A 13,511-nucleotide genomic window follows, 5' to 3' on the forward strand; every position below is an offset into this window, starting at 1 on the left:
GATTAAATCTCAACTATTACAATTAATTTTAAAAATTAGTATTGCTCTCATGAACGCCAAAACGTCATTGCGAGCAACTGCAAGGAGCGTGGCAATCTCAGGAATTTGGCACGAGATTGCTTCGTCAAAACTTACAGTTTTTCCTCGCAATGACGGAAAAATTGATCCAAGCTACAAGATTAAAGCGAATAGTGAGTTATCCATTCGCATCGTTATAATCATGGCTATCATTAGAATCGTTTACTGCTAGTCCTGCAAGCGTTATATTTTCCATTCTCGTCACATAGTCACAAGTTGCAGAATAACCTGAATTTATTAATGCTTCTTTTTGTTCAGCTGTGATATCAAAACTTAAAGCTGATATATTATGATCATCAATAAAAACTGTTCTATCATGATTCTGAAAACAACTTATCAAGTCAGAACTTGTGAGAACTTCAGCTAGCGCATATGGTTGATCCGCAACAGTAGTAGTATCCACAAACGGTTTAGGTTCTGTGCCATTCTGATAAGCTTCTAATATTTCCTTATTGATTGGTTTAAACCCAAGAGTTTTATAATTTTTATTATATGCTTGAGGAAGACTTCGTGCCGCAGTTTTATCATCAAACACCTCAACCGGGTAATTATTCGTAACTCCACCGTCCACATATGTTGAAACTACTCCTTGAACAGTTTTTTGTACGGGCTGAAAATATATAGGAAAAGCACCAGAAGCATGTACGAATTTTACGACTTTCTCATCAGGAGCATTTTCATAAGATAGAATTTCCGGAAATTGAGTACTGAGATTAGTACACACTACGTATAAATCTATATTTGTTTTGACTATCATGTAGCTGTTTAAAAGTAATATCGGGGTCAAATCCCTTGTCTTTTAATAATTGCCCTAAAAATTCTTCTAGATATTTCTCAGAATTTAACCCTCCGTAGAATACAAGATTATACACTTCATCCCATTTACTAGTATGATCTGAGAATTTATTAAAATCAATTTTCTTAAGTATATCCTCAATTTCTTCCGGTTGATATCCTAGTGCTATGGAGAAAGCAGCTATTGCACCACCGGAAGCTCTAACTACTTTTTGGACATTTTTTAAACAATCTTTGTCTTTTAATGCCTTTAGAGCCTCTGCATACGCTATGACTTTTACTCCGTCGCCTGCAAAGGCTAAGTTGTTTATTTCTAACATTTTCAATACCTTGATTTAGTTAATATAATTTAGGCTTTATTAAGAGAAATTAGATTATTAATATTTTTGTAAAAATTGATAAGATTTGTACTAAAATAACTACAATATATTAATTTACTTCTTCTTAATAAAACGTAAATTGATATTAACTAAATATTTTTCTAGATATTAAGATAATATTAAATTCATATTAATAAAAATTAATATTTGTGACTTTTATAAACTACAATGTTAATAGTTGCGTGGATCAATTTCACCTTTGTCATCCCGCGGCTTGACCACGGAATCCAGTTAAAATACTAAAATTATTAGTATTTTTTATTGTTTTTGGACCTCGTGGTCAAGCAACTAGGTGACACAGTAGAGTTTATCAGTCCACACAGACATGCCTACGTAGCTCATGACGATATCATTCTTTACTTAGCAATACCTTTTATGCCACCTGTAAATTTTGTTGCATAATAAAACTATCACTTATATACTGTCGCTAATGATTAATTTGCTTAAAGTTTCATATGGTAAGTAGTAATTTTTATAAAAATTTAGGACCACGAAAACTAACGGCAATTATAGATTTTTTACACGACATTGTAGAACCTCCTAAGATTCATGAAGATATAGCTATTCATGACATAAAAATTCTGCAAGAAGCATCACCAAATGATATTAGCTTCTTAAGCAATCCTAAATACTCTGAATTTTTAAAAACTACCAAAGCTGCTGCTTGTATAGTGCCGAAAAATTTTACGGGGGAAGCAAATCCAAATACTGTTTTAATACATGCCGAGAATTCATATTTTGCTTATGGCAAATTAATAGATTTTTTCTATACTCCTATTAAATCATATCCTGCTAAAATAATGAAATCCGCTATTGTTGCAGATTCGGCGACTATCGGAAAAAATTGTTATATAGGTCACAATGTAGTTATTGAAGATGATGTTATTATAGGTGATAATAGTATTATAGAAGCCGGAAGTTTTATAGGTAGAGGCGTAAATATCGGCAGAAACGCTAGAATAGAACAACATGTTTCAATAAATTATACAATTATAGGTGATGAGGCAGTAATACTTGCAGGTGCAAAAATCGGACAGGACGGGTTTGGGTTTTCTGCCGAAAAAGGCGTGCATCATAAAATATTTCATATAGGAATAGTTAAAATCGGCAATAATGTTGAAATCGGTAGCAATACTACTATTGATAGAGGTTCGCTTCAAGATACTATTATAGAAGATTTATGCCGCATAGATAATTTAGTGCAAATAGGACATGGCGTAAAAATAGGCAAAGGCTCTATTATAGTAGCACAGGTAGGTATAGCAGGTAGTAGTATAATCGGGAAATATTGTGCTCTTGGGGGGCAAGTAGGAATCGCTGGACATCTAAATATAGGCGACGGCACACAGGTAGCAGCACAAGGCGGAGTAGCACAAAATATAGAGGCAGGTGAAATTGTCGGCGGTAGCCCTGCAGTTCCTATCATGGATTGGCATAGACAATCTATTATTATGAAACAATTAGTAAAAACCTCTAATAGCAAATTAAAAAAGTAGTTTGCTATTGAAAAAATACTAAGTCGTCATTGCGAGGAGACATTGTTGCGTGGACACCTAATCGTCATTGCGAGGAGGCGTAGCCGGCGCGGCAATCTAGAAAATAATTAAAAAGTTCTTTAAATCAGAATTTTTTAACTGGATTGCTTCGTCGAATTACTGCGTAATTCTTCTCGCAACGACGGAAAAACCGTTCCACGCAACAATGCCCGCTCGCAATGACAGAAAATTTACATTAAAGAAGAGACCTAAATAAATGATCATAGATATTACCGAAATCATGGATTTAATACCTCATCGCTATCCATTTTTATTAGTAGATAGGGTACTTGAAATTGATCTTAACAAATCAATAAAAGGTATTAAAAACGTTACTGTTAACGAACCACAATTTACAGGACATTTTCCGGCAAGACCTGTTATGCCGGGCGTTCTAATGGTTGAGGCTATGGCACAATTAGCTGCTATATTAGTTGCTAAATCTTTAGGCTCTACTAAAAATAAAGAAGTGTTTTTAATGGCTATTGAAAATGCAAAATTTCGGAGAATCGTTCAGCCCGGTGATACTATGTATATCCACACTGTTATTGAGCAGCAAAGAGCTAACGTATGGAAATTTTCAAGTACGGTTACAGTTGAAGGTGGAATGGCTGCAGAAAGTAAATTTACCGCAATGATTAAAGATAAATCGTAAGGGATATAGTGTCAAATTCTAATATACATCCGACTAGTTTAATCGCAGAAGGGGCAAAGCTCGGTAAAAACGTAAAAATCGGTCCATACTGTATTGTAGGTCCTGAAGTTGTGCTTCATGACAATGTCGAGCTAAAATCTCATGTGGTAATTGAAGGGATTACTGAAATCGGTGAAAACACTGTAATCTACCCTTTTGCATCAATCGGCCAGCCTCCACAAATCTTAAAATATGCTAATGAGAGATCAAGCACGATAATCGGCTCTAATAATACTATTAGAGAATATGTTACGGTACAAGCAGGAAGCCAAGGCGGCGGAATGGTGACAAGAGTAGGAAATAATAATTTATTTATGGTCGGTGTTCATATCGGTCATGATTGTAAAATCGGCAATAATGTAGTATTTGCTAATTACGTAAGCCTAGCAGGTCATATTGGGGTAGGTGATTACGCAATAATCGGCGGGCTATCTGCCGTACATCAATATGCTAGAATCGGTGAATATTCGATGATTGGCGGGCTATCACCGGTCGGAGCGGACGTAATACCGTTCGGGCTTGTGAGTAGTAAACGTGCGGTGCTTGAGGGCTTAAACCTAATCGGCATGAATAGAAAAGGGTTTGATAAAACAGACTCTTTAAGTGCTTTAAAGGCTATCGAAGAAATTTTCTCAGGTGAAGGTAATTTTGCTAAACGTATTAAACAAGTTGCTGAGAAATATAAAAATAATTCTATAGTAATGCAAATTATCGATTTTCTTAATCAAGATAGTAGTAGAGCATTTTGTCGTTTTGAGAAGTAATGTGATAGGTTCTCTCGTTCCGCAACTTGATCAACCTTAGACACCGAGCCGTCATTGCGAGCAGCCGTAGGCTGCGTGGCAATCTCGTCAAATATCCTGGGATTGCTTCGTCAAAACTTAAAGTTTTTCCTCACAATGACGGAGCATTTTTTCTTGTAAAGAATTTTGGCGTAAACGAGTTTTTAAGCTCTTAAAATCAATTATTTCTGCTTTTTGATTTTGACAAATACATGCAAAAATATATTTCTGCTCTCCTTTAACCTTTTGTATACATTGTCCGCAGATTCCTTTCATCATACATTGCATCGATGAATTAACGCTAACTATTAGCTCCGTATTTTCACCGAATATTTCATTTTTTAGATTTTGTAATTCTTCTATTATGTCAGGAGAAGTATTAATTATTACTATATCCACTGAAACTAATTTACGGATTTTTATATCAGGATAGGTAACAAATATAACTTCATTATTATTTTCTTTTAGAACTTTTAATAAGCCTATATTACCTACTTCGGAATCAACAATAACTATTTTTTTATTTTGAGGTACTTCTAGCGGCGAGCCTGTCGGTCCCATTAATACTACTTTCTCATTTTCAGATAATGTTTTACATAAGCTAGTAGATTTGCCGACTTTATAAACTACAAATCTAATTAAACCTTTTTCTACATCTATATCGGTAGGGCTTAAGGCTACCGGCTCTATTAACTTAGATGCATCTTCAGAATAATTTTGTAAGCGAAAGAACTGTCCGAACCTAAAATTTTTAGCAGCAAGCGGTGAGTGAATTATAAGCTCAAAAATTTTATCATTTAGGATATTTATTTTATTAACCCTAGAAGTTAGCAAATAATCAAGCTGCGTACAGAAATCTTTATAACTAGCTTTAAAGCTAGGGTTATTATTTATAAGCCTTTTGTTAATAGCCTCGTAACCCTCTTTAGTGCTAGCAAGAGCTTTCACTACACTACCTGAATATTTAGGATTACAATCACCGAAATAACTATATTTATCCTCATCGAATTGAGTGTTGTTTTCAATACCGATTGCCATGATTACGGTTTTGGCTTTAACGTCATTGCGAGGAAATGCGTAGCATTGACGCAGCAATCTTGTCAAGCTAGACTCCTGAGATTGCCACGCAGTCTTTGACTGCTCGCAGTGACGAGTCTTAAATTCCACCCCCTCCACATGACCGTATTTATCAACATTAATCCTTAAAGGTTGCATATTTTCTTTAAAATCAACACCGAGTGCTAATGTATATATTAGCTCTTCGTGATTTAATTTATATGCCGGCGAATCTTGCAATCTTCCACGATAATAAACAGTAGCTCCTCCAAGCTTATTAAAAACCTTTCTTAATTCTTCATTACTTTTAGCCTCTTTAAATAATTTTGCATGAGCAATAAATTCTTCAGCTATTTCTTTATCTTCATCCGTTAAATCTTTTTCTATATAATTTTCAGCAAATTCCTCTACTTGCTTTTTATAGTAATATAAACCTTCCGTTGCTGCATCTAAGGAAGTAAGGCCGCCGCCTATTACCGCAATCGGCATTCTAATTACCATATTAGTATTAGAATTTTTCAAAAATGCTCCTCCGTTTTGCAAAGTCATTAAGAAGTCAGAAGCTGTTTTTACGCCCTTAGCTTCAAAATTTTCTATATCTAAAACTTTCGGCTGACCTGCTCCAATGCAAAAAGCCATATGGTCAAAACCCAAATCGAAAGCCTGTTCTTTCGTTATATTAAAATCTAGAGCTACCCCGTCATAATATTTGAAATTGTTATTTCTCTCGAGTATTAACCGTAATATATCAAGATTGTTTTTATCCCACCGAACAGTTATACCGTATTCTGCTACTCCTCCAAATCCTCTTGGCATTCTTTCCGATAACAAATTTTTATATTCATGCCAAAATTTTATAGGCTTATGGACGTTAAAAGGTAAAGGGGTAATTTTTAAGCCGTCAATAGCCGTGACATTGTGACCTGACCTTAATAAATAATAGCTAAGACTAAAACCTGCAGGACCAAGACCGGTAACTAAAATATTATAATTAGTGGGTTTTTTCGGAAGCGGAGCATAAATATTAAGCGGATTCCAGCGGGTAAGAAGTAGATATATCTCGAGTCCGTAAGGTAATTTAAGCGTTTCTTCTAAAATATTTGATTCTATTAAAGGAATATTTACCGGATCTTGCTTTTGGTAAATACAAGCTTTAGAGCAATCATTACAAATCCTATGACCCGTTGCTGCAACCATCGGATTATCAATAACAATAATAGCAAGAGCACTTAAGTTAAAGCCTTGCGCCTTAACATAATTCATCTCGGAAATTTTTTGCTTTAAAGGGCAGCCTTGTTTTAAACCGTCTGAGCTACACGACTGAAAGGAGCGTGGCAATCTCAGGAGATTTGACAAGATTGTCACCTCATTTCGCTCCTCGCAATGACGAACTTGAGTTTGCATTAACCCCTTAGAACAGCTATCCTTATCCTGCTTATGGCAATAAATACAATAATGAGAATCGTTTAAGGCTTCATCTAGATTTAAAAAAGAATCTGTATAGTCAAAATCTACTCTCTCGTTTTTTTGATATTTTAATATTTTTTTATCGTCTATTAGATTTTCTTTATCTAGTTTTTGAGGGAGGGTAAATAGAGTGTCATCCCGTGGCTTGTCCACGGGGTCAACTTTTCCGTCATTGCGAGGAGAGGCAAAGCCTCGACGCGGCAATCTCAGGACATTTTTATGAGATTGCCACGCTCCTTTCAGTCGCGCGCAATGGCGATTTGTGTCGGACAAGCCACGGGATGACACTCTACATGCTGCATACCTAGCTGCTATATCTAACTCTTCTGCAAAATTCTCTTCATCCTGTTGCCATATAATTATTTGTTTGGCAAATTCTTTAGAGGTAAAATTCGTACCTATTAAATCAGTTAGCTTTAAATACACATCTTCAAAATCAATATCTTTTATTTTTTCCGGTGGGTATTTTTTTACAGCAACACGCTGAACAAATTTTCTTTTACATTCATAAATAATATCAAAATCTTTATGTTTTAACCTTGATATCGTTACTTCTTTTGAAATACAAAATAACTCTGCTAAAAAATCGTCTAAGTGAGGGGAAATTTTTAGCAAAAATTCGGAATAATCTTGTGGAATAATGGAGATAGGAGTCGATCTAAATAACATTAAATCTTTATGCAGAGATTTATCGGCTTTAAAGAGATAATCTAAAAATATTTGATCTAATTTTTTAAGTCCGGTTAAATCTAATTCATTAAAATTTAGATTAAAACCAAGTTTCATAAATAATAAATAACTCTTTTAGAAAATTGTCTGTAAATTAAATAACTGATACTAACAGTAATAAATGCAACTATAATAGACTTAACTATCAGCATCATATCCGGTAATGTTCCGTCAATCACCAACGCTTGTACGGGTCTTATAACTAAAAAGAACGGATTAAATTCAAAATATATTTTTTTAGATACCGGAATTAGTGAATAAGGATAAACTATCGGTATACTCCAATAAATAACTCCAAGAATAACACTCAACATTTGTGGTATATCTCGAATATACGGCGTTAAAAATGCTACTGCGATAGAACCGCTAATCACACATATTATTAATGGCAAAATTAATATCGGCATAAATATTATTTGCCAAGAAAATTTTTCCGGAAATAATAAAATAAAAGCAAAATACATTGCCGAAAATGAGCAAATTAAAGTATATAATTGCCCTAAGCTATCCGCAACAGGAAAAAAAGTCTTAGAAATTCTAACTTTTTTTATTATTTGATCACGTGTAACTAAAGAACTTGAACAAATCGTTAGGCTGCTTACTATAAAACTCCATAAAGGAATACCACCGACTAAGTTCATTACCATAAATTCTCTCGGTTGTCTTAATAAAAAACCGAAAAAATATGAAATTACCATTATGTGAATAAAAGGTTGAATTAAACCCCATAAAGAACCTAAAAAAGAATCCTTATTTTGCCTAATTATAGAAGCTTTAACTAGTAATGCTATTGCCCGCCAGTATTTTTTAGAAAAAAAATACTTTATCATTTATGAATTTCCTTGTTGTTGGTTGTAGATTTTAAACATTTCCGTCGGTGTTCCATCACCTATAATATTGCCGTCTTTTAATAAAATACATCTTTCGCAATTATCTTTTATAATTTCTTCTTGATGACTTACTATTATCGAGATAGGGGTATTTTTAAATTTACTTTTCATTAAATTAAGAGATTTTTCTATAAAACGGCTATCTCCTGCCGCAAAAACTTCATCAAGTAATAAAATTTGGGGATTTTGAAATATTGATACAGAAAAAGCAAGTCGTGATAACATTCCTGAACTATAATTTTTTATCGGTAAGTCGATTTTATTACCTAGTTCCGAAAAATCTATAATCTCCTTTTCAATTTTCCTGCTATATTTATCTAACATATTATTATATAGCATCAACATTTTTATATTCTCACGACCGGTTTGTTCCGGCTCAAAACCGACCCCCATATCTATAATTGCAGCAATATCCCCATGAACTTTAACCGTACCGGATTTTAACGGATATATTCCGGCGATTAACTTCAAAAGAGAGCTTTTTCCGGAACCGTTACTACCTATAAAAGCTATTTTTTCTCCTTCTTGGCAAGAAAAGTTAATATCGTTTAATATAGGTATATTTGGAGAAAGAGAAACTCCTTTTTTCAAAAAAAAATGCTTTAAACCTTGAGCTCTTTTATGAGTATCTATACCTTCTACATAACCATTTGTTATTTCTATAAATACTTTTGAATGGTTAAGTGACATAACTATTAAATAGATTTATTAATCCAATCTAAAATATCCTGCTTTGGGTTATTTTGATTTACTCCTGTTTTCGTTTCTAGCTGCTTACCTTCTTTAAATAAAATTAAAGTAGGTATAGTTTTTATTCTAAATTTATTAGGAGTCTCAGGATTATTTTCTATATTCATTTTAAGTACTTTTACTTTGCCTTTTAATTCTTTACTGATTTCATCTATTATCGGTGTTAACATTTTGCATGGTCCACACCATTCTGCCCAAAAATCAACCAGTACCGGTAAGTCCGATTCTGATACTTCTTTTTTAAAAGAGTTGTCCGTTATTTTATCTGCCATAATTTCTCCTTTGTGTTTTTGTAGTACTGTACATATGGCTTTTATGTTATTCCCGCGGAAGCGGGATCCAGTACTTTAAAATTCCTTGAAAAGCTCGATTTATCTCGCTTTACCCTAGATTCCCACCTACCCTAGAGTGACATAATGTTGTTTTCATATTCATATGGACAACATCTATATTTAGAAATAAAATTATAAAGTACAGGCTTCTACTTGTAAATAATGAAAATTTTTTTATTTATTATATTTATTTTTTTCTATTATAATATATCCGCATTATTAAAGCTGCTGTTTCCTCTATTGATCTAGTTGACACGTCAATTACCGGCCAATTTCTTTGATCACAAATTTTTCTAACTTCTAAGCATTCTTTTTGTACTATATTAAAATCTGTATAGCTTTTATTTTCGTTAATTTGTAATAAATTTAACCTAGCTTCTCTTATCTCTATTAATCTATTTGGATTAATAACGAGCCCTACTACTGGTTGATCTATGTCTTTTTCTATAAAATCAGGAAAGGGGCAATTATAAACATAGGGAATATTGGCAGCTTTTAGACCATTATACGCTAAAAATACGGAAGTCGGTGTCTTAGAAGTTCTAGAAGGACCTATCAATATTATATCGGCCTCCGACAGCTCATTAAGCATTTGTCCGTCATCATGTCTTATGGCGTAATCTATAGCATTGAGTGTATCAAAATAAGTTTTATCGAATTTATAATTGTAATTTTGTTCTTTTTCTATTTCAATACCTGAAAAAACAGACATTTCTTTAATAATCTTACTTATTACAGAAATACATGGAATTTTTAATTCATAGCAAAATTTTGTTAAAGCTTTTCGGAGTTCTTGATCAGCAATCGTGTATAATACTATCCCGTGTTTAGATTCTATTTTACTTAATACTTCATTTAGCAATTCCAAATTTCTAATCATTGGCCAATGATATAATTTTGGTTTTACGGAAGTAAATTGTGCAAGAGCAGAATTTGCTGCATATTTTGCAGTTTGCACAGAAGAGTCTGAAACCAAGTGAATAATTAGCTTTGTCATACTTTACACATGTAATTGTGGATAAATTTTTTAATAACTTATTATTTTTCCTATTAAAATCTATTAAAAATTTCCTCAGATCCTTATTAAATCAAGTAAATCTAGTATATTTTCTTTTAAATAAATAGTTTGTGGATAAAATTGTGGATAAATCTCATTTTCCTTTGAAAAAATAGTCTTTTCTAAGCTATAAACGGATTTTACACTTAATTATCCACTTGTATAAATTCATTATAAACTTATGTGAATTATAATTAAAATGCCGATATTTTTAAGAAGATTTTAATGAAAATTTTGTTGATAACTTTGTTTAAAACATTTAATCTACATAATTCTGTTTACATAAACAACAAATAACAAACATATTTATTAATTTAATATTTTTAATAATAGTATGAAGCAAATCATAAATCCATTAAAAGGAAATAGTAATAAGATACTTATTTGGTTTATGCGTCAAGCAGGTAGATATTTGCCGGAATATAAAAAAGTAAGAGAAACAACAAAAAATTTTCTAGATTTTTGTTATGATGTTAATAAAGCAACGGAAGTAACTTTACAACCGATAAAACGTTATGAGTTTGATGCAGCTATTATTTTTTCTGATATATTAGTTTTACCTCATGCTCTTGGATGGAAAGTAGATTTTAAAGAAAACATAGGACCTATATTAAAGCGGTTCAAATCACAAGAAGATTTTAAATATCTACAAAGCAATCCGAGTAATAAATTAGAGAAAGTTTATGAAATAATAAAAAAAGTAAAAAAAGAATTACCTCCCACCACTTCTTTAATAGGATTTGCAGGTAGTCCTTGGACAGTGATGAGTTACATGCTAGAAGGAAAAGGAAAACAGGATTTTAAAAAGAGCAAAAAATTTATATATGAAAATAAAATACTTGCTAAAGAATTGTTGAATTTTATAACGGAAAAAACAGCTGATCATCTTATGAATCAAGCAAAATCGGGAGCAGATGTTTTAAAGCTTTTTGATTCATGGTCAGGAGTACTTGAAGAAGAGGAGTTTACTGAATTTGTAATAAAGCCGACAAAAAAAATTATATTAAGACTAAAAGAAGCTTTTCCAAAAACTCCTATAATTGCTTTTCCCAAAGGAGCGGGATTATTGTACGAAAAATTTATAAAAGAAGTACCTATAGATATTTTAGCCGTAGATCAAATGGTCCCTCTCGAAAAAATGAAAGAGTGGAGTGATAAAGTAATAGTACAAGGTAATTTAGATCCAGTCGTATTATTAACTAATAAAGAAATTATCAAAGAAAAAGCTTATAAAATTCTTCAGACAATGAAAGGAAAGAATTTTATCTTTAATTTAGGACATGGTATTTTGCCCGAAACACCTCCGGAAAATGTAAAGTTTTTGACAGAATATGTTAGGTTATATGAAGAAAAGAATAGCAATAGTACTTTTTAATTTAGGAGGTCCAAAAAACCTTGAATCCGTAAAACCTTTTTTATTTAATTTATTCTATGACAAAGCTATAATTAATCTACCGAATCCATTACGCTATATTATTGCAAAAATAATTTCTACTACTAGAGAGAGAAAATCTCAAAAAATTTATTCTTTAATCGGTGGTAAATCTTCTTTACTTCAGGAAACAGAGGAGCAGAAATTAGAACTAACTGAAAAACTAAAGCAACTCATAAAAGAAGATTTCGCTATTTTTATAAATATGAGATATTCAGCACCGTCTGCTGAAGAAGTAATAGATCAAATAAAAAAATATAATCCAAACGAAATAATATTATTGCCTCTATATCCTCAATTTTCAAGTACTACGACAGGATCTTCGGTTAAAAATTTTTTACAAAACTTTGATATTGATATTCCAATTAAAATAATTTGTTGTTATCCTCTAGAAGAAGACTTTATAAAAAGCCATGTTTCATTGATTAAGGAAAAACTATACAATGACGATAAAAATTTTCGTATATTATTTTCTGCTCATGGATTACCTCAAAAAATAATAAAAGCGGGCGATCCTTATAGTTTTCAGATAAAAGAAACAGTAAAAGCAATAGTTAAAGAGTTAAATATAAAAGATCTAGATTATAAGATAACTTATCAAAGTAGAGTAAGGCCTGTAGAGTGGTTAAAACCGAATACGGAAGATGAAATAGAGCTAGCAGGAAAGTTAAAAAAAGACATAATTATCGTACCTATATCATTTGTATCCGAGCACGTTGAAACACTAGTAGAACTTGATATTGAATATAAATTAATCGCAGATAAATATGAAATTCAATATATCCGAATTCCGACACTCGGAACAAATAAAATTTTTATTAATAGTTTGACAAATATATTGCTACAATTTATTAATAAGGTTGATACTAATTTAGTTACGAGTAGCTCTAGTACAAGAATATGTCCAAACGAATTTACTAAATGTTTATGTAAATTAACAAATTAACAAGGAAAAGAATGGCAAGTTACTATCTATGGTTTAAGTCAGTCCATCTGATATCTGCTATATGCTGGATGGCAGGACTTCTTTACTTACCTAGAATATATGTTTACCATACCAAAGCTAAAATAGGTAGTGAGCTAGATAATACCTTACAAGTGATGGAGCTAAAATTACTCAGGTTCATTATGAACCCGGCAATGATTAGCACATTTATATTTGGTTTAATAAATGCTCATATTTACGGGTTTGTTGCTCTTGATACTTGGTTTCACGTTAAAATGTTCGCAGTGTTAATTTTAGTGATATTTCACGGTTTACTTGCAAGATGGCGAAAAGATTTTGCAAATGGCAAGAATATCCATTCAGAAAAATTTTATCGTATAGTTAATGAGATCCCAGCTATTTGTATGGTTATTGCAGTAATAATGGTTATAGTGAAACCATTTGATTAATATTTAATCTGTTCTGTCACCGTGGCTTGACCATAGTATCTATAAATACAGCTTAAAATATTAAATAGTAGGAATGACATAAATGAAAGTAATACCTTCCTACCGATGATATTTTGTAATAGTTGAGATTTAATCTTAC

General features: G+C 32.2%; 12 protein-coding genes and 1 pseudogene. 6 read left to right on the top strand and 7 right to left on the bottom strand.

Annotated elements, in window-relative coordinates:
* Window positions 1-196: 196 nt before the first annotated feature.
* Window positions 197-835: a patatin-like phospholipase family protein gene (locus KYQ89_RS03135; RefSeq protein ID WP_256621222.1), complete on the bottom strand. Its 639-nt coding sequence runs from the start codon at window positions 833-835 to the stop codon at window positions 197-199.
* The gene (locus KYQ89_RS03140) at window positions 792-1,193 is read right to left on the bottom strand and encodes a patatin-like phospholipase family protein (protein WP_218460365.1); all 402 of its coding nucleotides are present in this window, start codon (window positions 1,191-1,193) and stop codon (window positions 792-794) included. Before KYQ89_RS03140 ends, KYQ89_RS03135 begins: the two co-directional genes overlap by 44 nt.
* Before the next feature lie 515 nt (window positions 1,194-1,708).
* Between KYQ89_RS03140 and lpxD the strand changes: the two genes are divergently transcribed.
* From lpxD to lpxA, 3 genes are all read left to right on the top strand, one after another.
* Window positions 1,709-2,749: a UDP-3-O-(3-hydroxymyristoyl)glucosamine N-acyltransferase gene (gene lpxD, locus KYQ89_RS03145; protein ID WP_218460366.1), complete on the top strand. Its 1,041-nt coding sequence runs from the start codon at window positions 1,709-1,711 to the stop codon at window positions 2,747-2,749.
* A gap of 256 nt (window positions 2,750-3,005) precedes the next feature.
* The gene (fabZ, locus tag KYQ89_RS03150; protein ID WP_218460367.1) at window positions 3,006-3,443 is read left to right on the top strand and encodes a 3-hydroxyacyl-ACP dehydratase FabZ; all 438 of its coding nucleotides are present in this window, start codon (window positions 3,006-3,008) and stop codon (window positions 3,441-3,443) included.
* Between the two features lie 8 nt (window positions 3,444-3,451).
* Window positions 3,452-4,246, top strand: coding sequence for an acyl-ACP--UDP-N-acetylglucosamine O-acyltransferase (gene lpxA, locus KYQ89_RS03155; protein ID WP_218460368.1), 795 nt, complete (start codon window positions 3,452-3,454; stop codon window positions 4,244-4,246).
* Window positions 4,247-4,363: 117 nt separating this feature from the next.
* Here the strand turns inward: lpxA and KYQ89_RS03160 are convergent, their stop codons facing one another.
* The 5 genes and pseudogenes from KYQ89_RS03160 to KYQ89_RS03180 form a co-directional block, all read right to left on the bottom strand.
* Complete coding sequence (locus KYQ89_RS03160) at window positions 4,364-7,573, bottom strand: FAD-dependent oxidoreductase (protein ID WP_218460369.1); 3,210 nt, start codon at window positions 7,571-7,573, stop codon at window positions 4,364-4,366.
* Window positions 7,570-8,346: an ABC transporter permease gene (locus tag KYQ89_RS03165; RefSeq protein ID WP_218460370.1), complete on the bottom strand. Its 777-nt coding sequence runs from the start codon at window positions 8,344-8,346 to the stop codon at window positions 7,570-7,572. Before KYQ89_RS03165 ends, KYQ89_RS03160 begins: the two co-directional genes overlap by 4 nt.
* Window positions 8,347-9,096, bottom strand: coding sequence for an ABC transporter ATP-binding protein (locus KYQ89_RS03170; protein ID WP_218460371.1), 750 nt, complete (start codon window positions 9,094-9,096; stop codon window positions 8,347-8,349).
* Window positions 9,097-9,101: 5 nt separating this feature from the next.
* A complete protein-coding gene (gene trxA, locus KYQ89_RS03175) occupies window positions 9,102-9,428 on the bottom strand; it encodes a thioredoxin (RefSeq protein WP_218460372.1) in 327 nt (108 codons plus the stop codon).
* A 234-nt stretch (window positions 9,429-9,662) separates the two neighbouring features.
* A pseudogene (locus KYQ89_RS03180) lies at window positions 9,663-10,485 on the bottom strand (pyruvate, water dikinase regulatory protein).
* Between the two features lie 394 nt (window positions 10,486-10,879).
* On the opposite strand from KYQ89_RS03180, the gene hemE reads away from it, so the two are divergent.
* From hemE to hemJ, 3 genes are read left to right on the top strand one after another with little or no spacing between them, the layout of a single operon-like run.
* Window positions 10,880-11,920, top strand: coding sequence for a uroporphyrinogen decarboxylase (gene hemE, locus KYQ89_RS03185; RefSeq protein ID WP_218460373.1), 1,041 nt, complete (start codon window positions 10,880-10,882; stop codon window positions 11,918-11,920).
* Window positions 11,877-12,923 carry a ferrochelatase gene (gene hemH, locus KYQ89_RS03190; protein ID WP_218460374.1) on the top strand — a complete coding sequence of 349 codons (1,047 nt, stop codon included), beginning with the start codon at window positions 11,877-11,879 and terminating at the stop codon, window positions 12,921-12,923. Before hemE ends, hemH begins: the two co-directional genes overlap by 44 nt.
* A gap of 11 nt (window positions 12,924-12,934) precedes the next feature.
* The gene (gene hemJ / locus KYQ89_RS03195) at window positions 12,935-13,372 is read left to right on the top strand and encodes a protoporphyrinogen oxidase HemJ (RefSeq protein ID WP_218460375.1); all 438 of its coding nucleotides are present in this window, start codon (window positions 12,935-12,937) and stop codon (window positions 13,370-13,372) included.
* Window positions 13,373-13,511 lie beyond the last annotated feature (139 nt).

The sequence above is a fragment of the Rickettsia sp. TH2014 genome (assembly GCF_019249195.1).
Lineage (GTDB): Bacteria > Pseudomonadota > Alphaproteobacteria > Rickettsiales > Rickettsiaceae > Rickettsia > Rickettsia felis.

Bases quoted from the DNA above. Each gene is read 5' to 3' on its own strand.
- KYQ89_RS03135 (WP_256621222.1), bottom strand. From the start codon at position 835: ATGATAGTCAAAACAAATATAGATTTATACGTAGTGTGTACTAATCTC.
- KYQ89_RS03140 (WP_218460365.1), bottom strand. From the start codon at position 1,193: ATGTTAGAAATAAACAACTTAGCCTTTGCAGGCGACGGAGTAAAAGTC.
- lpxD (WP_218460366.1), top strand. From the start codon at position 1,709: ATGGTAAGTAGTAATTTTTATAAAAATTTAGGACCACGAAAACTAACG.
- fabZ (WP_218460367.1), top strand. From the start codon at position 3,006: ATGATCATAGATATTACCGAAATCATGGATTTAATACCTCATCGCTAT.
- KYQ89_RS03160 (WP_218460369.1), bottom strand. From the start codon at position 7,573: ATGAAACTTGGTTTTAATCTAAATTTTAATGAATTAGATTTAACCGGA.
- KYQ89_RS03165 (WP_218460370.1), bottom strand. From the start codon at position 8,346: ATGATAAAGTATTTTTTTTCTAAAAAATACTGGCGGGCAATAGCATTA.
- KYQ89_RS03170 (WP_218460371.1), bottom strand. From the start codon at position 9,096: ATGTCACTTAACCATTCAAAAGTATTTATAGAAATAACAAATGGTTAT.
- trxA (WP_218460372.1), bottom strand. From the start codon at position 9,428: ATGGCAGATAAAATAACGGACAACTCTTTTAAAAAAGAAGTATCAGAA.
- hemE (WP_218460373.1), top strand. From the start codon at position 10,880: ATGAAGCAAATCATAAATCCATTAAAAGGAAATAGTAATAAGATACTT.
- hemH (WP_218460374.1), top strand. From the start codon at position 11,877: ATGTTAGGTTATATGAAGAAAAGAATAGCAATAGTACTTTTTAATTTA.
- hemJ (WP_218460375.1), top strand. From the start codon at position 12,935: ATGGCAAGTTACTATCTATGGTTTAAGTCAGTCCATCTGATATCTGCT.